The sequence below is a fragment of the Ralstonia flatus genome (assembly GCF_958439105.1).
Taxonomy (GTDB): Bacteria; Pseudomonadota; Gammaproteobacteria; order Burkholderiales; family Burkholderiaceae; genus Ralstonia; species Ralstonia flatus.
Map to the genome: position 1 here is coordinate 21,757 of NZ_CAUDLI010000006.1, position 17,780 is coordinate 39,536.

Genomic DNA, 17,780 nt, shown 5'->3' on the forward strand with positions numbered 1-17,780 from the left:
AATGGGTAGATTGGGGTGCAACCGCAGAGGGTGATGGGGGCTTTGGGGCGACTTTTATTGTTTTGGTGGGTGGGTTTTTTGGCTTTTGGTGCATCCCTTGTTTCATCCCCTGCCGGGGATGAAAGGGAGGTGAACCCCCAACCCTTAAATGCTCAGATCCTCAAAGGATCAAATCCGCAGCGGATCAATCTCCAGCTGCCACCGCACGCCCTTGACCGTTTTGCCGATCTGCGCAAAACCGTCCGTCCACGCGGCCAGTAGCTTCTGCAACGCCACGCGCGAGCCGCTTTCCACCAGCAGTTGCGCCCGCTCGCGGTTGGCCAGGCGCACCATCGTCATCGGCACCGGATCATGCAAAAACACCGGCGCGCCCAATTCAGCGGCCAAGGCTTCACCAGCCGAACGCGCGGCGCCCAAAAACTCCAGCGCGCGTGCGACCTCCTTGTGCTCTGCGGTCAACAACGCCTGATAGGCAAACGGCGGCAGCCCGGCCTGTTTGCGCTCCCGCAGCAGCTGGCGCGCAAAACCGTCGTAGTCGTGCCGAACCAGCGCCTGCAGCGCCGGTGCGTCGGGATACCGGGTCTGAATCAGCACCTCGCCGGCCAAGCCCGCCCGGCCCGCGCGGCCCGCCACCTGCATCAGCGAGGCAAAGAGATGCTCCCCCGCGCGGAAATCGTGCGAGAACAGCGAGGAATCGGGCGCGACCACGCCCACCAGCGTTACGCGCTGGAAGTCATGCCCCTTGGCGACCATCTGCGTGCCGATCAGGATGTCGACGCTGCCTTCGTGCACGGTGTCGAACAGCGCTTCGGCGCTGCCCTTGCGGCGGGTGGAATCGGCGTCGATGCGGGCGACGCGGGCCTGCGGAAACAGCTCGCCGAGCGTCTCTTCGATGCGCTGGGTGCCGCGCCCGAGCGGCGCGATGTCGACGTTGCCGCAGTCTGGGCAGTGATGCGGGATGCGCGATTCGTACCCGCAGTGGTGGCAGCGCAGGCGCCGCTCCGGCTTGTGCAGCACCAGGTACGCCGAGCAGCGCGGACAGCCCGACAGCCAGCCGCACGCGTCGCAGGACAGCACAGGCGCGTAGCCGCGGCGGTTGAGGAACAGCAGGCTTTGTTCGCCGCGCGCCAAGCGATCGGCAATCGCGTCGACAAGCGGTTTGGACAATCCATCGCGAATCTGGCGCCCCGCGCGGCGTTCCAGGTTGAGGTCGATGAGCGACACGCGCGGCAACACCGCTTCGGCCTGCGCGCGTTGCGAGAGCGTCAGGCGTGTGGTGGCGGTCTGCTCGGCGCGCCACCAGGTTTCCAGCGACGGCGTGGCGGAGCCCAGCACCACGGGAATGTTGCGCTGCTTGGCACGCCATAGCGCCAGGTCGCGCGCCGAATAGCGCAGACCCTCCTGCTGTTTGTACGACGTGTCGTGCTCCTCGTCGACGAGGATGAGCGCGAGGTTGGGCAGCGACGCCAGCATTGCCAGCCGCGTGCCGAGCACGATGCGCGCTTCACCGCGATGCGCGGCCAGCCAGTTCAGCGCGCGCGGCTGTTCGGCCAGACCGCTGTGCAGCGCTGCCATGGGCACGCCGGGAAAACGCGCCGCAATGCGTGCCTCCAGCTGCGGCGTCAGGTTGATCTCGGGCACCAGCATCAGGACCTGCGCGGCGGGGTCGCGCGCCAGGGCGTCGGCGATGGCGTGCAGGTAGACCTCGGTCTTGCCGCTGCCGGTCACGCCATACAGCAGGAACGGGCTGAATGTGCCGGCCGCCCCGGCCTGGGCAATGGCCGCCACGGCGGCGGCCTGTTCGCCGTTCAGGGCGGGCGCAATGGAAGGCGCCGGCAGTTCGAGCGGTTGCGGCAGCAGCGCCTTCGGCCGCAGTTCTGCGCGCAGCCAGCCGACGGTCGTCCAGTCCCGCAGCTTGGCGACGGCCTGCCCGTGCAGTTCAACGGCAGCGCTGGTGGACAGCTCGCCGTCGCCGGTCAGCGCTTCGGCCAGGCGCATGGCGCCGGACGCACGTTTCGGAATGCTGTCCAGCAACGCGGCCCGCGCCGGTTCAAACATCAAGTAGACGGTTTCGTTGGCCTGCCGGGCGAGGTTGTCCCAGCTGCCCGGCGTGCGCCACAACGGCGGCAGCGCGGGCAACGTCACCTCACCGAGCGCACGGTGGTAGTAACCGGCAGCAAATTCGGCGAGCGCCCGCCATTCGGCGTCGAGCGGCGGCACCCAGTCCAGCACCCGCTCCACATCGCGCAGCTTTTCCTGCGGGACATCGGTGGTTGCGGCAGTTTCGACCACCAACGCCACCACGCGCCGGTTGCCGAACGGCACCACCACGAGTTGCCCAGGCAGCAAGGGTTGCCCGCACCGGTAATCGAACACGGCATCGAGCGGTGTATCGATCACCACACGCGCAATGGCAGCCGACACCTTGGCATCAGAGAACGCGGCGTCGACGAGGGCGGTGGTCATGCTTGGCGCAAACGGTTGAATTGCAAAGAGATTGTTGCGATGCAGCGGCGCTTTCTGCACCTGGGAAATGCGTCTTGCCCATCTCACCTTGCCTTCGCAGCCATCGCCATGGTCGGTTCAATGTTCAAGTAGTACTTGAGGTTTATGCCTTGGCGCCCTGATCGGCGACCGTTTTCCGGTCTATCCACACGGCCTGTGGATAACTTTGTTGAAAAGTCGGCCGCTGCGCCCGCGAAGGCCGGCAGATGCGCCGTTTTTCTAGCTTGCACGATTTACGCGCACGCGGCTTTCTTTCAGAAAAATCAAACACTTATGCGTTGGCTGCACAGGGCGCTCCCTGTTGCGCCGCGGAAAGAACCCGCCGCGACAGCTTTGTGCATAAGTCAAGTCTTGACAGCCGGCTTACGCACCAGAAAGCGCGAAATAAATCGCTTGACACCCTCCTCGGGCGAGATGGGGCCAGCGGCACGCGAGTAGTCACTCACCCCGACTGCACCAAAGCGGCGAACATTCCACTCGTGCCCCCGACTTCACGCACTACTGCGGCACGATTCAAACGCTATCGCACCGCAGCATTGATCTCAATCGTGTGACTTCGCTTTCGACCGCAACGCGCGGCTGAAGCTGTGCACTTCGTCGACCAGCACCGATACGGCTTCGGGTGGCGTGAACTGCGAGATGCCGTGGCCAAGGTTGAAGATGTGGCCATCGCTGCCGCCGCCGGCTGCGTAGTCTTCCAGCACGCGGCGCGCTTGCGCGCGAATCGCTTCCGGCTCGGCAAACAGCACGGTCGGGTCCAGGTTGCCTTGCAGAGCAACGCGGCCCGCCGTTCGCTGGCGGGCGCGCTGCAGGTTCACGGTCCAGTCCACACCCAGCGCGTCGGCACCGGTGTCGGCCATGGCTTCGAGCCACAGGCCACCGCCCTTGGTGAAGAGGATGACCGGCACACGCTGGCCGTCGGCGCCGGCGCGAATGCCTTGCACCACGCGCGCCATGTAGGCCAGCGAGAACTCATGGTAGATGCCGTCGGCCAGCGCCCCGCCCCACGTATCGAAGATCTGCACAGCCTGGGCACCGGCATCGATCTGCGCGTTCAGATAGTCGATCACGGCCTGCGCGTTGATCTCCAGGATGCGGTGCATCAGCTCCGGGCGCGCGTAGAGCATCGACTTGACGGTGCGGAAGTCGTCCGAACCGCCGCCTTCCACCATGTAGCAGGCGAGCGTCCACGGGCTGCCCGAGAAGCCGATAAGCGGCACGCGCTGGCGGCCGTCCTGGACGAGCGCTCGGCGGATTTCCGCCACGGCGTCAAACACGTATTGCAGCGACGACATGTCCGGCACGGACAGCGCCGCCACATCGGCTTCCGTGCGCACCGGCTTGGCAAAGCGCGGCCCCTCGCCTTGCGCGAACGACAGCCCCAGGCCCATGGCGTCGGGCACGGTCAGGATGTCGGAAAACAGGATTGCCGCGTCCAACGGGTAGCGATCCAGCGGCTGCAACGTCACCTCGGTCGCATACGCCGGCGACTTGGCCAGGCCGAGGAAGCTGCCGGCCCGCGCGCGCGTGGCGTTGTACTCGGGCAGATAGCGGCCCGCCTGGCGCATCAGCCACAGCGGCGTGTAGTCGGTCGGCTGGCGGCGCAGGGCGCGCAGGAAGGTGTCGTTGGCGAGCGGTGCGGACATGGCGATGGACTCTTTGGGAGGGCGCCATTGTAAGGGATGGGCCCCCAGAGGCTGGCTCGCGCATCCGCGCTGTCCTCACGACGTTTTGCGCAGGATCTAATCCTCGCGTTCGCGCCGCCGGCGCGCGGTGGTCTGGGGCAGGGACGCCCGGAGAGCCGGCTCAGGCGATGGCGCCGCCCGTCGCCTGAGACGCAGCGATCAGTCTGCGCGACGTCATTACCATTTGACGCGCCAAGGCCGCGCGCCAATTGAACGCGGCTGCCTTGCGTGGGAGCATCCCGCCCCATCGTCCCGGGCGGATCTGCCACGCACCATGCAGCATTTCGATTACTACAGCTGGCTGTTCACCCTTTCCACACCGGCCCTGCTGGCCGTTTGCTTTATTTCGCTGGGGCTCGTGTCGGCCGCGGCGTCGGTCGGGTCTGCCGCACTGGCGCGCTTGTGGCCGATCCGGCCCGGCGCCAACATCATCGGCACGCTCCTGACCGGCTTGCTGGTGCCGACGGCGGTAATCATCGGCTTCATCTCCAGCGACATCTGGACCCAGAACGCACGCGCCGAAGCTGCCGTGGAACGCGAAGGCATTGCCGCTGCCGAGGCACTGCGCATTCTCGATGCACTGCCCAGCCACCTTGCCGTCCCCATCCGGGTCGCATTGCTGGCGTACGTGCACAGCGCCGTCGAAGACGAATGGCCCGCTATGGCACAACGTCGCGCCAGCCCCGCGACAGGCCGCGCGTTTATGCAGTTGCGCGAGGCGCTGTGGACAGCCCGCCCGGAGAGTGCACTGGCACCGCCCACCTCGTCGATGGACGTCCGCCGGATGGACGCGCCGCAGCATATCGCCCACGAACTCGACGAGCTTGCCAAGCGACTGGATACCATCGAAAACGCGCGTGCTACACGGCTGCAGCTGGCGAAGCGTCAACTCAGCGGGATCAAGCTGGCGGCGATGGCATGGCTGCTGTTCACCAACGCGTTCGTAATCGCTGAGCTGCATCGCACCGCCGCCCGCGAGCGCCGCATTGCGCTGACGCTGTTCACCGCGGGTTTTGGGATGATCTTCTTCCTGCTGGTGCTACACGACCGGCCCTTTGCCGGCAGCGTGACCATCAGCGCATCGACGCTCTCAGCGCTGGTGGACTGAGCCCTTCCTCAGCCCGCCCCCCGCACGGCAGGCACTCAGGCGTTGCGCAGCTTGAACAGCCCGACCGTGCGTGCCAAACCGTGCGCCTGTTCGTTGAGCATCGACGATGCGGCGGTCGACTGTTCCACCAGCGCGGCGTTCTGCTGCGTGGCCTGGTCCATCTCGGCGACGCTGCGATCGATCTGGCTGATCCCGGTGCTCTGCTCGTGCATTGCGCCGTCGATCTCGCCGATGATGCGCGCGACACGCTCGATGCCCTGCACGATTTCCTGCATCGTGGCGCCCGCGGCCTGCACGCGTTGCGCGCCGGTCTTCACGCTGGCTTCCGATGCCTGGATGAGGTCCTTGATCTCGCGGGCGGCCGTGGCGCTGCGTTGCGCCAGCGTGCGCACCTCGCCGGCCACCACGGCAAAGCCGCGGCCGTTCTCACCGGCGCGGGCGGCTTCCACTGCAGCGTTCAGCGCGAGGATGTTGGTCTGGAACGCAATGCTGTCGATCACGCCGATGATCTCGGTAATGCGCGCCGACGACTTGGCGATCTCGTCCATCGTGCTGACGGCGCTGGAGACCACTTCGCCGCCGCGCATGGCGGCATCGCTTGCGTCGCTCGCCAGGCGCGTGGCCTGCACGGCCGCGTCGGCGGAGTTCTTCACGCTGGTGGTCAGCTCCGTCAGCGCGGCAGACGTTTCCTGCAGGTTGCTGGCCGAAACCTCGGTGCGGTTGGAGAGATCACGGTTGCCCGCTTCGATCTCGCCGGTGGCGGATTTCATGCTGTCGACACTGGCGCGCACTTCCAGCAGCACTTCGCCGATCTTGTCGATGAAGGTGTTGAACGACGCGCTGATCTGCGCGACTTCATCGTTGCCGACCACGGGCAGACGGTGCGTCAGGTCGCCGCCGCCAGAGCCGATGGTGTCCATCGCATCGCGCACCTCCGACAGGCGGCGGAACGACTGCGACGTGAAGAACGCGGCGATGCCCACGGCGGCCAGCGTCAGCAGCACCATGGCCACGGCCAGCGCCTTGACGACGTTGCGCAAACCGGCGGTGGCTTCAGCCTTGTCCAGCGCAATCACGAGATACCAATCGGTGCCCTGCACGGCTTGCGCCTTGAGCAGTTTCGGCGCACCGGCCAGCTCAACCTCCAGCGGCGACGTCGCCTTGGCCAGGTTGCTGAGCGTGTCGGCGGTGAGCGAGGCCGCCACGTCGGTGGCCGGCTTGAGCATCAATTTCGCATCCGGATGGGCAATCACCTGGCCGTCCTTGGCGACCACGAAGGCGAGGCTCGACGGTGTCGGGTGGACCGCCGCGACCACCTCGCGCACGCCGTCCAGCGGCACGGCGCCGGACAACGCGCCGGTGGTTTCGCCGTTCTTGACGAGCGGCGCCGCAAACGAAACGTACGGCACGCCGGTCGACACGTCGCCGTAGGGCTTGGTGACGAGCAGCTGGCCTGCGGCAATGGCTTGCTTGTACCAGGGGCGGCCGGTCGGGTCGTAATCCTTGGGCGTGGTGGCGCTGGTGGAGATGAAGCTCTTGTCGGTCCAGCCGATCGTGATGATGGGGAAGCCGTTGGCGTCGCCCATGTGCTTGCCGAAGCCTTGCGGATCGCCATGCTCGATCACGCCGGCGGTCGCCTTGACGGCCTGCGCCTTCGCCGCGACCCATTTGTCGATGGCGAGCGTGTTGCCGCTGGCAATGGCTGCGAGGTTCTGGTCGATCGATTCCATCGTGTTCGAACGCACGATGGAGTACGTGGCCGCGCCGGACAGCGCGAGGGCACCAATCACGGTGGCCGATGAGATGAGCAGAATTCGGGTGCGGAGAGAGGAGATCATGTTTCTTCTAGGCCAAACGTTTTCCATGAATCTGACTGCGAACGGTATTTGCCGCAGCGCCCTCCAGAACCGACTGCTGGCTGTCGGGGGCCACCCAAGCTGCTACGGCAGTGCGCAGACGAACTTGAGGCGCCAAAACCCCGTCCCCACGAACGGATGGCTGCTATAACGGAAAGCGTTTCTCATCATTGCCCAGGCAATTCACCCCTTGAAAACCCAACCCCATGCACGACGCGCTCCACATCGACCCGGCCACCGGCGACATTCGGTTCGCTGACATCCGCATCACCCCGCAGACACGCCCCGACGATCTGCCCGCGCGGTTTGCCGTCGGGCCGGTGCGGCCGGTCAGCGTCGAGGGCAAAGAGGTCCCCTGCCAGTTCGCAACGGTGGCCGCGCTGGACGACACCACGCCCGTCACCGTCAGCCTGCGGTTTGAAGCCGATGCGCTCGTCAGCGTATTCGTCGAGCTGGCGCAGCCGGTTTCGTACGACGTCATCGGCGTGGTTGAACAACGCCACCGCCGTTGGATCGCCAGCAAATTGGGCAAGGACCCGGGCGGCCTGACGGACTATCCGTGGGGCAGCGCCGGCGTGGCGCAGGACAAAAGCGGTGGGGTGCACATCTTTCTGCACAACCGCAACAACACCTGGGCGCGTTGAACGCGTCGAATGGGTTGTAAGACACCCCGGCATCGGCCCGAATTGCCGCCCCGGCACCGTTTGCAGTACCGTCGCTGGTATTCCCACCGGAGCCGGGAGCCCAGCGCCATGGCCGTGCTGTTCACCATCCTGAAGATTGCCGTCGTGCTGGTGCTGGTGTCGTCACTGGCCGAGGCGATCGTTTTGTCGCTGCGGAACGGCTGGGCCAACTACGATTGGAAGGCCGCCGGCGTGTCTGTGGTCGATTTCCTGGTACGCGAGTACCCACTACGCTGGCTGCTGCCGCTGGCGTTCTGGACGCAGGGGCTGGAATGGGTCTACCAGCATCGCCTCTGGACGCTGCCGATGGACCACTGGACGGGCTGGGCCGCGTGCTTTCTCGGCCAGGAGTTCTGCTACTACTGGTACCACCGCGCCGCGCACCGCGTACGCTGGTTCTGGTGCACGCACGCCATCCATCACTCGCCGAATGACTTGAACCTCTCGGCCGCCTACCGCTTCGGCTGGACGGGCCGGTTGACCGGCACCCTCGCCTTCTTTGCGCTGGCGCCGCTGCTGGGCATGCCGCCGCGCATCGTCCTGATGCTGCTGTCGCTCAATCTGCTGTACCAGTTCTGGATCCACGCCACATGGATTCCCCGCCTGGGGCCCCTGGAATGGGTGCTGAATACGCCCTCGGCGCACCGCGTGCATCACGCGTCCAACCTCGAATACCTGGACGGCAACTACGGCGGCGTGCTGATCGTGTTCGACCGGCTGTTCGGCACCTACATCCCCGAACGCAAAGACGTGCCCTGCCGCTACGGCCTCGTGCACCCGATGCGCACGTACAACCTGCTGGTGATCGAATTCGCGCACTGGCGCGCGCTCTGGCAAGACCTCAAGACCGCCCGCTCGGCCGGCGAAGTGTTTGGCTACCTGTTCCGCCCGCCAGGCTGGCGGCCCACCGGCCATGGCGAAACGACGGAGGATCTGCGTCGCCGCGCCGCGCTCATTCCTGACGAGCCCGCCGTCGCCCCGGCCGTTGCTGCGAACTGAACTACGGCAGACGCAGCGTCTGCGCCAAGTGGCCATACACCACGGCAATCCGCCGCAAATGGCGCGATTCCGGATGCGTCAGCAGCCACAGCTCCGATTGATTGGCGTCTTGCAGATCGCGCAGCGACACCAGATCGCTGCGCGCCTGCGCCATCACCAGGGGCAGGATGCCGACGCCCAGGCCCATCCCCACCATCTCGGCCGCAATCTGCAGGCTGTTGACGAAGTACGTGGGCATGACCTTGGGGAAATGCCGTTTGCGCCAGCTGACCGACGGGTGATCCGGAATGGCATCGTCAATGGCAAGCCACGGCGTGCGGCCCGCTTCGACATCGGCGTAGGTGATGCCGCTCGCGCGCCCGGCGTATAGCCCCACGCGAATCGATCCGATGTGTTTGCCCACCAGATGCTGCGGCGGACGACGCGTGGCCCGCACGGCAATGTCGGCATCGCGCCGGGTCAGGCTGGCCAGCTCGTTGCCCACGCGCAGGTCATAGCTCAGGTTCGGATGCTCTGCCTGCAGCAACTTCAACGCGGGCGCGACCATGCCGACGAGGATCGTGTCCGTGGTGGTGATGCGCACGGTGCCTGACACCTGATCCGGCACCGCATGTACCGCCGATCGCGCGGCCTCCAGCGCCGACTCCACCTGCTCGGCTTGCTCCGCCAGCGCGTGCGCGAGGTCGCCCGCCAGATAGCCCGTGCGCGAGCGCGCAAACAGCGTGACGCCCAGCCCGCGCTCGATGCGCTGCAACGAGCGGAACACCGTGGACGCATCCACGCCAAGCCGTTCGCCGGCCGCCGCCAGCGTGCCGGTGCGCACCATCGCCAGCACGATCTCCAGGTCTGCCGCGCTCAATCGGTATTGCGTTTGTGCAAGCATGATTTGCTGCTCCGCCTATTTCATTGGCACCGGCGCAATCCTACAGTGTCGTCACCGCCGCCGTTGGCGGCTTTCCAACCTGTTCACGAGACCCAGACCATGAAGCTCTATTACTCCGCCGGTGCCTGCTCGCTGGCCGTCCATATCGCCCTGCGCGAAGTCGGTGCGCAGTTTGACCTCACCGCTGTCGACCTGGCCAAGCACCTCACCGCTGATGGCACGGATTTCTACACGATCTCGCCACGCGGTTACGTGCCGCTGCTGGAGCTGGCCGACGGTTCGCGCCACACCGAAGCGGCCGCGCTGCTGCAATACGTGGCCGACCTCGACCCGACGCAGGCGTTGATCGGCAAGCCGGGCAGCGCGCACCGCCTGGCCGTGATCGAGTGGCTCACCTTTGTCAGCACGGAGCTGCACAAAGGCTTCGGACCGCTCTGGTACAAGGACACGCCCGAAGCCACCCGCCAGGGCGCCAAGGACAAGCTGGCCAAGCGCTTTGCCGAACTCGACGCGCGCCTCGCCAAACAGCCGTACCTAGCCGACAGCTACAGCGTGGCCGACGCGTATGCCTTTGCCGTGCTGAACTGGACGAACTTCCTGTCGCTGCCGATGGGCGCGTATCCAAACGTGCAGGCGTATATGGCCCGCGTGGCTGCACGGCCGCACGTGGTGGAAGCGTTGACGGCCGAAGGCTTGATCAAGGCTGACGCGGCCAGCGCCGTCGCCTGACGGGTAGCCGGGATCGGCGACGCCTAAACAAAACTGCCGATCCCACCCCCTACTCCGCCCAACGTTTGCGGAACGTCTTACAACATATCCCCATGTTGTAAATAGGCTCTATCTGCGGGGCACGGCGCGTTGTCACACGGGCGTCGCTACAATCCCACGCTTTGCGTCTTCTGCTGTCCGCAGGTCTCCCATGTTCAAGCACGTTGTTTTCGCCCTGGCCGTTGCGGTTGCGGGCATGCCGGTTCTCGCGCGCGCGGAAGTGCACGGCGCGGGTTCGACCGCCGCTGCGCCGGTCTATCGCGTCTGGGCGGCGGGATATGCCGCATCGTCGGGCGTGACGCTGAGCTACGACGCGGTGGGCTCGGGGGAAGGCCTCAAGCGCATTCGCGCAGGCGCCGTGGATTTCGGTGCGTCCGACGTGCCGCTCTCCAGCGCGGAGGCCGCCAAGGCCGGCCTCGTCTGCGTGCCGTCGGTGGTGACGGGTGCGGTGCCGTTCGTGAACGTGCCGGGGGTGCCGCGCGGTCAGCTCAAATTGACGGGCGAACTGCTGGCGCAGATCTTCCTCGGCAAGGTCGAGAACTGGGATGCGCCGGAGCTGCGCGCGCTGAACCCCGGCGTGACGCTGCCCAAGCTGAAGATCCATCCCGTCGTGCGCGCCGATGGTTCGGGCACGACGTACCACTTCACCGACTACCTGAGCGCCGTGAGCGCCGACTGGAAAAGCGCGTACGGCACCAAGTCGACGATCAACTGGCCGGCAGGCTTCACCGCCGCAAAGGGCAGCGGCGACGTGGTCAAGGCGGTGCAGGCCACGCCGGGCGCCATCGGCTATGTCGACTACAACTACATCCTCGACAACGATCTGAGCGGCGTGCAGCTGCGCAATGTTGCCGGGCGCTTTGTCAGCGCGCAGGTGAGCGGCTTCCGCGAGGCCGTGACGCAAAGCGCGTGGAACCGCAAGGGCGATTTCACGGCGCCGCTCGTCAACCTGCCGGGCGCGGAGACGTGGCCCATCACCATGGGCACCTTCATCGTCGTGCCGGCAGTCAGCGCGTCGGGCCCGCGCACGCTGGCTGCGCTGAAGTTTCTGACGTGGGGTTACTTCCACGGCGACGAGCTGGCCGCGCGCGCGAAGTTCGTGCCGCTGCCCGAGCGCGTGCAGGCGATTGCGTATCGTGAACTGGCGCGCGTGACGGATACATCGGGCGCCGCCATCGGCCTGCAGAGCATGCCTGCAAACTGGGGCAAATGACCTTTGCCGGTGCAGTGTCTGCACGGGCAACAGCACTGTTTTGATGCCGCGCAGGTGGTCTGCTGAAAGCTTTGCAACAAGGCTGGATTGTTCCGGCGCGTTTCCTATAGTGGTCACTCGCCGCGCAAGTCAGCCCCGCGCGTCACTGCCAAAGCCACGACGGGAAGCAAACATGGGTACCGCCATCGCAGACCAGGACGAGCAGATCCGCCAGATTGCACAGGACACCGGCGCACCGGCCGATCTCGTCCGCGAGCAGTACATGCAGACAATGCGCACATTGGCGGCCGACGCCCGCGTGCAGGATTACCTCTCGCTGTTTGTCACGCGCCGCGTGCTTGCCGCGTTCCGCCCGCGCCGCACGCCGACGCGTTAGCCCTGCCCCCCGCTTATTCCTCGCTGATCATCCCGACGAATGCATGCGCCGCGCGGCGCATCCATTCACGTGCGCGCTCGGCTTCGAACTGCATACGCGCAAAGGCGTGCGTCATGCCCGACGCCTCGATGGTGATGACCTGCGCGCCGTGCTGCACGAGGTAGTCGGCGTATTGCAGGCCGTCGTCGCGCAGCACGTCGTGCGCTGCCACGATGACGACGGTGTCGGGCGGCGTGTAGGCCGGCGCGCGTGCCATCAGGAAGATGCGTGGGTCCTGCTCGGCGAGCGGCTTGGCGAGGGCGTCGGCACCGATGTATTTTTCCCAGTACCAGCGCATTTCATCGCGCGTGAGGCCAGGGCCTTGTGCAAACGCGTTGTAGCTCTCGCTGCCGAAAGCGGGCGTGGTGACGGGGTACAGCAGGAACTGCGCATTGACGAGGCCAGGACGCATGCCCTGCGCAGCCTGCACCGCGAGATGGCCGCCCGCGCTGTCGCCGCCAACCGCCAGGAAGCCTGGATCGAAGCCGAGGTGCACGCGCTGCTCGGCCAGGTACGCCAGCGCGTCGCGGGCATCGTCGGCCGGCACGGGAAATGGATGCTCAGGCGCGAGGCGGTAATCGACACTCACCACGGCGCAGCCCGTGTCTTGCGCCACCAATGCGGCGAGCATGCGATGCGTTGTGCGCGGCGCGCCGACGACCCATCCGCCGCCGTGAAACCACACCAGCAAACGCGGCGTTGCCACACCCTTCGGACGAAAGACGATGGCGTCGAGCGTGCGCCCGGCAAGCGGCAGGCTCAGGTCTGAAACTTCAACGCCGTCGGGATCGGGGCGATCGGACACAGCGGCAATCGCTTCGAAGCGCGCGCGTTGCGCGGCTGCGTCTTCAGGCGGCGGCAAGGCGCCGAACTGTTCGGCAAGGCGTTGGTAGAACTGCAGGATTTGCGGATCGACGGCCATGATGTAAGCGGGATGCGATGACCGCCGGAGTGTAGCGCGTCGCGCTGGCTTGAAGCCTTTGACACGTCGGGACGCCGCGCGGCCGCGTTTGTCACAGGGCCTTGAGGGGCCGCGATTTATTTTTGCTCGGCGATGCCGAGTCGCCAGTGCTCGATCTTTGTGCAGCGGTCTTGCACGGCCGGAATGCCGGCGTTGCGCGCGACGGCCATCGCCTCGTCATTCACGATGCCGAGCTGCACCCAGATGCCGCCCACGCCCAGTGTCACGGCTTCCTGCACAACAGGCAGCACCTGTTCCGAGCGGCGGAAGATATCGACGAGGTCGATGCGTTGGCCCGCGGCGGCCAGCGTCGTTGCGGCTTCGGTCAGCGTGGCATAGCAGGGCTCGCCGAGCACGTCTTCGCCGGCGTGCTGCGGGTTGACCGGCACGATGCGATAACCGGCCTGCTGCAGATAGCGCGCCACGTCATAGCTGGGCCGGGTCGGACGCGGCGACAGCCCGACCACGGCAATGGTCTTGGCCGACAACAGCCGGCGCATGGTGGCTTGCTCATCGACGTAGGAAGGATTGGCGGACATGGTTGGCAATGCAGTGGCAATCAGGTTGTGGGCCGCTTGCATGCGGCGCCGAGGTCATCGATGCGCACCGCAGCACGGAACGCGCCCGACGAATACGGCCCCACTTCATACGGCCCGTAGTGCACGACGATGCGGTCTCCTTGCAGCGTAAACGGAAACGCGGCGTTACGCAGGTCCTTCTCCTTGAGCGCGCCGCGCGGTGCATCGGGCGCGCCTTCGCGCTTGAGCGCATCGACAATCTGCGTATTGAAGCTCTGCAGGCAGGCGGATGTAGGGTTCAGCACATCGGCCAGGGCAATCGGCTGAAAGCCCTGCGCGCCGCGTCGCCAGTTGCCGGCGGTGAAGCTGTAGTTGCCATGCGCGCCGCCGCTGTAAGCCCACACCATGCGCAAGAGGCTGATGGTGTCGCCAAGGCCGACGGCGCTGATGCGGATGACGCATTCGGTGTCGAACTGGTCACACTTGCGCACGCGCAGCGATTGGATGAGCGCGTCGGTGGCCGCGTCGCCCGTCACCGGATAGCGCTCGGTCAGTTTGGCCTGGCCGGAGGCGGCCGTGGTCTCCTGATAGCGCGCCAGCCGCTTGAGCGTAAAAGGCTGACTGCGGCCACCGTCGCTCCACGTACCGGTGGCGGTAGCGCCGTCGCTTGAGAGCGCACCGGAGAGCGTCCCGCCTTCGCGCACGACGGGCTGGCCAGCCGCATCGAGCGCTTCTGCGCGCTCGCGCCACACGAAGCGACGATCGGGCGCGTTGCGGCCTTCGATGGTCCAGAAGGCGCGGCCCTGGGGGCGATCATCGTAGGCTTCGCCGGTGAGCGTGTCGGCCACCGGGTCTTTGTCTTTGTCTTGCTCTTTGGGAGCTGCGTCGTACACGTTCAGCCAGACGTTCCAGCCGGGGCCGTCCGGGCCCTTGCCCACCGTGCCCTGCCAGAAACTTCCGGCCAGTCGCTCGTGCTGCTCTTTCGTTTTTGCAAGAGGGGCAGTTGGTGCAGAAGCAACAGGTGCGGAGGCTGGCGGCGCACTCGCAGAGGTGGCAGGCGCAGCAGCGGCCGCTTCAGTGCCGCCCTGTGCGGCTCCGACCCCGCCAAGTGCCCCCATCAAGGTAACAAAAACGCCCGCGCTCACCGACTTCTGCAACACATGGTGCATCGCATGCCTGTGCATGCCTCCCTCCTTATCAACGCGACACCCCAGACTAGGACACACACCGTTGGTTCGCCGTTTTCCAAGCCCAGTCTGCCTGAGCGGCAAACCGGTGGGACTGTGCAGGTGCAGCAGGCGTTCCCTGAAAACGTCTGTGAAGCGATTTCGGGCTCACACAGAGCGGCCTTTACAGCGCTTGCATTCGATTGCAATCCGACACACTTTGTTACGCCTCAGGGCCACCCCGTCACCCACAATGCCTTCGCACCTCAACGTTTGTGTCCAAATGTTGTGCGCCAGATCCGGCCCCGGAAGACCCATCCGCCCAGCGCGCTCGTGACGACACCGCTCCCGGTGCAAAGTTACCCCCTCCTTTCGAATTGACCCCTCGAAGGGATTTCCCGTCCGCGCGGTGCTCCCCGGCCCGCGCGCTTTTTTTTGCCTGCGCAATTCGCGCGCCTGCCTGGCTTCCCCTCGACTGCCCACCCGGAGAAACACGCTCTTACAAAGGCAAGTCGACCCCTCGGCCCCTGCCGCGTTAAATGGAGACATCCACGCGGCGCAGGCCGCCATAAAAACGAGGGCTCATCATGTCCAAGGCTTCCCGTCGTTCCGCTGTCTCCGGTGTGCGGCTGCCGCATGTGTTGCGCGCGGTAGGCGTTGCCGCCGTATTGCTCGTCTGCGGTGCGCAAGCCGCAATGGCCGCCGACCCGGCTTCGCGGGTGGCGCGGCTGTCGGACTTTTCGGGCACGGTGAGCTTCGCGCCCGCGGGGTCCGACGACTGGGCGGGCGCCTCGCTCAACCGCCCGCTCACCACGGGCGACCGCCTGTGGTCCGACCAGGGCAGCCACAGCGAACTCCATGTCGGCTCCACGGCGCTGCGCCTGGGCCAAAACACCGGCGCCACGCTCGTCGACCTGGACGACCGCAATACGCAAGTGAAGCTCACACAAGGCGCGCTGTCGGTTCGCGTACGCTCGCTGCCGCCCGACCAGACCATCGAGATCGATACGCCGAACCTGGCGTTTACGCCGCAGGCACCGGGCGAATACCGCATCGACGTCGCCCCCGACGGCTCAAGCACGACCGTGACCGTCTGGCGTGGTCAGGGCACAGCCTACGGCGATGACCGCTCCACGCCGCTGGGCGCCGGGCAGCAAATCCGTTTTGGCGGCACGGACCTCGCCGAAGTGGGCGGCACCGACAACCCGGGCCGCGACGCCTTCGACCGCTGGGCCGAATCGCGCGACGCCCGCGAAGACGCTTCCGTGTCCGCCCGCTACGTCGGCCGCGAAATGACCGGCTACGAAGCCCTCGACGACAACGGCACGTGGCGTGAAGAGGACGGCTACGGCGCCGTGTGGGTACCGCGCGCCGTGCCCGCCGGCTGGGCACCGTATCGCACGGGCCATTGGGCCTGGGTGGCGCCGTGGGGCTGGACGTGGGTCGATGACGCACCGTGGGGGTTCGCCCCCTTCCACTACGGCCGCTGGGCGTACGTCGGCACGACGTGGTGCTGGGTGCCGGGGCCGGTGGTACCGCGGCCGGTGTATGCGCCGGCGCTGGTCGGTTTCGTGGGCGGTGGAGGCGGCGGCGGAGTGAGCTGGGGGATCAACATCTCGATCGGCTCGCCGGGTGTGGCGTGGTTCCCGCTCGCTCCGGGCGAAGCGTATCGCCCTGTGTATGCGGCCAGCCCGACCTACGTAACGAACATCAACCGCACGGTGGTGGTGAACAACGTCACGGTCAACAAGACGATCATCAACAACACCAACGTGACCAACACCCGAAACGTGAATCGGGTGACGTACGTCAACGCCAACAACCCCGCCGCGCTGACGGCCGTGCCTGCCAAGACGTTCGTCAACGGCCAGCCGGTCGGCCCCGCGATGACGCGTCTGCGGCCGGAGCAATTGCGCGCGCAGATGGCGCATGCGCAGTTTGTTTCGACACCAGCGCTGGCCCCGGTGCGCGCCAGCCTCGTGGGTGCTGCAGCCAACGGCGGGCCGCATCAGTTGCCGCCGCAGCAGGTGTTTGCGCGTCAGGCGATCGCGGTACGCGCACCCGCCGTGTCGGCGGCCGGGCACGATGCCTTGGCAGAGCGGTTCCGCTCACAGGGCGGCGCGCTGCCGGGCGCTGGCCCGGCCTGGACGGGCGGCAACGTGAGCCCCCGCATCGCGCCCGTGCGAGGCCAAGCCAGTGCCGGAATGCCGCCCGCTCCCGTAGCTGCGCAGGCAGCAGGGCTCCGTTTGAGTCGCGCCGCGCAGAATGTGCAGAGCGGACCTGCACGCGCCGGCGGCGAGCTTGGCCGACCGCCGGAGCAGCACGGTGCGAACGGGCCACAAGGTTTGATCGGCTCCCCGAACCCGCAAGGTGCGCAGCCACAGCGCGGCGGCCAGCCGGGGCCGGCTCCGCAGGCGCTGATGGCACCGGGCTCGATCAATCGCCCACGTCCGCAGCCAGGCGCCGCTGCACCGCAGGAGCGCCCTGCCCAACCGCAGACCGCGCAGGCACCGCAAGGCCCGGCCGGCCTGACGACACGCCCACCGCAGCGTGAGGGCGCACCCGGTACGCCGCGTGACGAACGCCACGCCTTTGAGCCGCGCCCCCAACTGCCCCAAGCGCCGCAACCTCAGCCTCAGCTTCAACCACAGCGCGGTGGCCAGGAGCCGAATCGCTTCAACGGCAACCCGACAGCGACCCCGCAAGAGCGCCCGCACAACGAGCCGCCGCAGATGCGCGTGCCCCGCGAGCCGGAGCAGCACCGGCCGGAACCGCACATGGAAGCACCGCGTCCTGCACCGCAGCCGCAACCGCACGTTGAGATGCGCCCGCCTCAACCGCAGCCCCAACCGCGTCCGCCTGAAGCGCGCCCGCCTCAACCTCAGGCGCAGCCGCCTCGCCAGGAGCACCACGAAAGCCAACCGCATCCGCAAGGCAATCGCGGTGAAGAGAAGCGCGAAGGCGAGCACCGCTGAGCAGGCGCCTCGCCCGTTCATAGGCAAAAAAAAAGCAGCCCTTCG

At 66.7% G+C, this 17,780-nt stretch carries 14 protein-coding genes; 7 read left to right on the plus strand and 7 right to left on the minus strand.

Features of this window, described 5'->3' with window-relative positions:
* Positions 1–168: 168 nt before the first annotated feature.
* Together R2676_RS14765 and hemE are read right to left on the minus strand one after the other, a co-directional pair.
* Entirely contained in the window at positions 169–2,466 is a 2,298-nt protein-coding gene (locus R2676_RS14765) for a primosomal protein N' (protein WP_206273336.1), read from the minus strand.
* 581 nt (positions 2,467–3,047) lie between these two features.
* Entirely contained in the window at positions 3,048–4,151 is a 1,104-nt protein-coding gene (gene hemE / locus R2676_RS14770) for a uroporphyrinogen decarboxylase (protein ID WP_206273337.1), read from the minus strand.
* 313 nt (positions 4,152–4,464) lie between these two features.
* On the opposite strand from hemE, the gene R2676_RS14775 reads away from it, so the two are divergent.
* Positions 4,465–5,298, plus strand: coding sequence for a bestrophin-like domain (locus tag R2676_RS14775; protein ID WP_206273338.1), 834 nt, complete (start codon positions 4,465–4,467; stop codon positions 5,296–5,298).
* Positions 5,299–5,333: 35 nt separating this feature from the next.
* Here the strand turns inward: R2676_RS14775 and R2676_RS14780 are convergent, their stop codons facing one another.
* On the minus strand, positions 5,334–7,136 hold the full coding sequence (locus R2676_RS14780; protein ID WP_206273339.1) for a methyl-accepting chemotaxis protein: 1,803 nt from the start codon (positions 7,134–7,136) through the stop codon (positions 5,334–5,336).
* Between the two features lie 224 nt (positions 7,137–7,360).
* Here R2676_RS14780 and R2676_RS14785 point away from each other — a divergent pair, with 224 nt between their 5' ends.
* Together R2676_RS14785 and R2676_RS14790 are read left to right on the plus strand one after the other, a co-directional pair.
* Complete coding sequence (locus R2676_RS14785) at positions 7,361–7,798, plus strand: hypothetical protein (RefSeq protein WP_206273340.1); 438 nt, start codon at positions 7,361–7,363, stop codon at positions 7,796–7,798.
* A gap of 108 nt (positions 7,799–7,906) precedes the next feature.
* Positions 7,907–8,836, plus strand: a complete 930-nt coding sequence (locus R2676_RS14790) for a sterol desaturase family protein (RefSeq protein WP_206273341.1) — start codon at positions 7,907–7,909, stop codon at positions 8,834–8,836.
* Position 8,837: 1 nt separating this feature from the next.
* On the opposite strand, the gene R2676_RS14795 is transcribed toward R2676_RS14790, so the two are convergent.
* Positions 8,838–9,719 carry a LysR family transcriptional regulator gene (locus tag R2676_RS14795; RefSeq protein ID WP_206273342.1) on the minus strand — a complete coding sequence of 294 codons (882 nt, stop codon included), beginning with the start codon at positions 9,717–9,719 and terminating at the stop codon, positions 8,838–8,840.
* A 99-nt stretch (positions 9,720–9,818) separates the two neighbouring features.
* On the opposite strand from R2676_RS14795, the gene gstA reads away from it, so the two are divergent.
* The 3 genes from gstA to R2676_RS14810 all read left to right on the plus strand — a co-directional run bounded on the left by gstA (position 9,819) and on the right by R2676_RS14810 (position 12,076).
* Complete coding sequence (gstA, locus tag R2676_RS14800; RefSeq protein ID WP_206273343.1) at positions 9,819–10,448, plus strand: glutathione transferase GstA; 630 nt, start codon at positions 9,819–9,821, stop codon at positions 10,446–10,448.
* Between the two features lie 190 nt (positions 10,449–10,638).
* Positions 10,639–11,700, plus strand: coding sequence for a phosphate ABC transporter substrate-binding protein PstS (gene pstS, locus R2676_RS14805; RefSeq protein WP_206273344.1), 1,062 nt, complete (start codon positions 10,639–10,641; stop codon positions 11,698–11,700).
* Between the two features lie 172 nt (positions 11,701–11,872).
* Complete coding sequence (locus R2676_RS14810; RefSeq protein ID WP_027678854.1) at positions 11,873–12,076, plus strand: DUF3562 domain-containing protein; 204 nt, start codon at positions 11,873–11,875, stop codon at positions 12,074–12,076.
* 13 nt (positions 12,077–12,089) lie between these two features.
* On the opposite strand, the gene R2676_RS14815 is transcribed toward R2676_RS14810, so the two are convergent.
* The 3 genes from R2676_RS14815 to R2676_RS14825 all read right to left on the minus strand — a co-directional run bounded on the left by R2676_RS14815 (position 12,090) and on the right by R2676_RS14825 (position 14,778).
* Positions 12,090–13,037: an alpha/beta hydrolase gene (locus R2676_RS14815; RefSeq protein ID WP_206273345.1), complete on the minus strand. Its 948-nt coding sequence runs from the start codon at positions 13,035–13,037 to the stop codon at positions 12,090–12,092.
* A gap of 116 nt (positions 13,038–13,153) precedes the next feature.
* Complete coding sequence (locus R2676_RS14820) at positions 13,154–13,615, minus strand: CoA-binding protein (RefSeq protein WP_027678852.1); 462 nt, start codon at positions 13,613–13,615, stop codon at positions 13,154–13,156.
* Positions 13,616–13,635: 20 nt separating this feature from the next.
* A complete protein-coding gene (locus R2676_RS14825; protein ID WP_206273346.1) occupies positions 13,636–14,778 on the minus strand; it encodes an RsiV family protein in 1,143 nt (380 codons plus the stop codon).
* Positions 14,779–15,347: 569 nt separating this feature from the next.
* On the opposite strand from R2676_RS14825, the gene R2676_RS14830 reads away from it, so the two are divergent.
* Positions 15,348–17,735, plus strand: coding sequence for a DUF6600 domain-containing protein (locus R2676_RS14830; protein ID WP_206273347.1), 2,388 nt, complete (start codon positions 15,348–15,350; stop codon positions 17,733–17,735).
* The last annotated feature ends 45 nt before the right edge of the window (positions 17,736–17,780 follow it).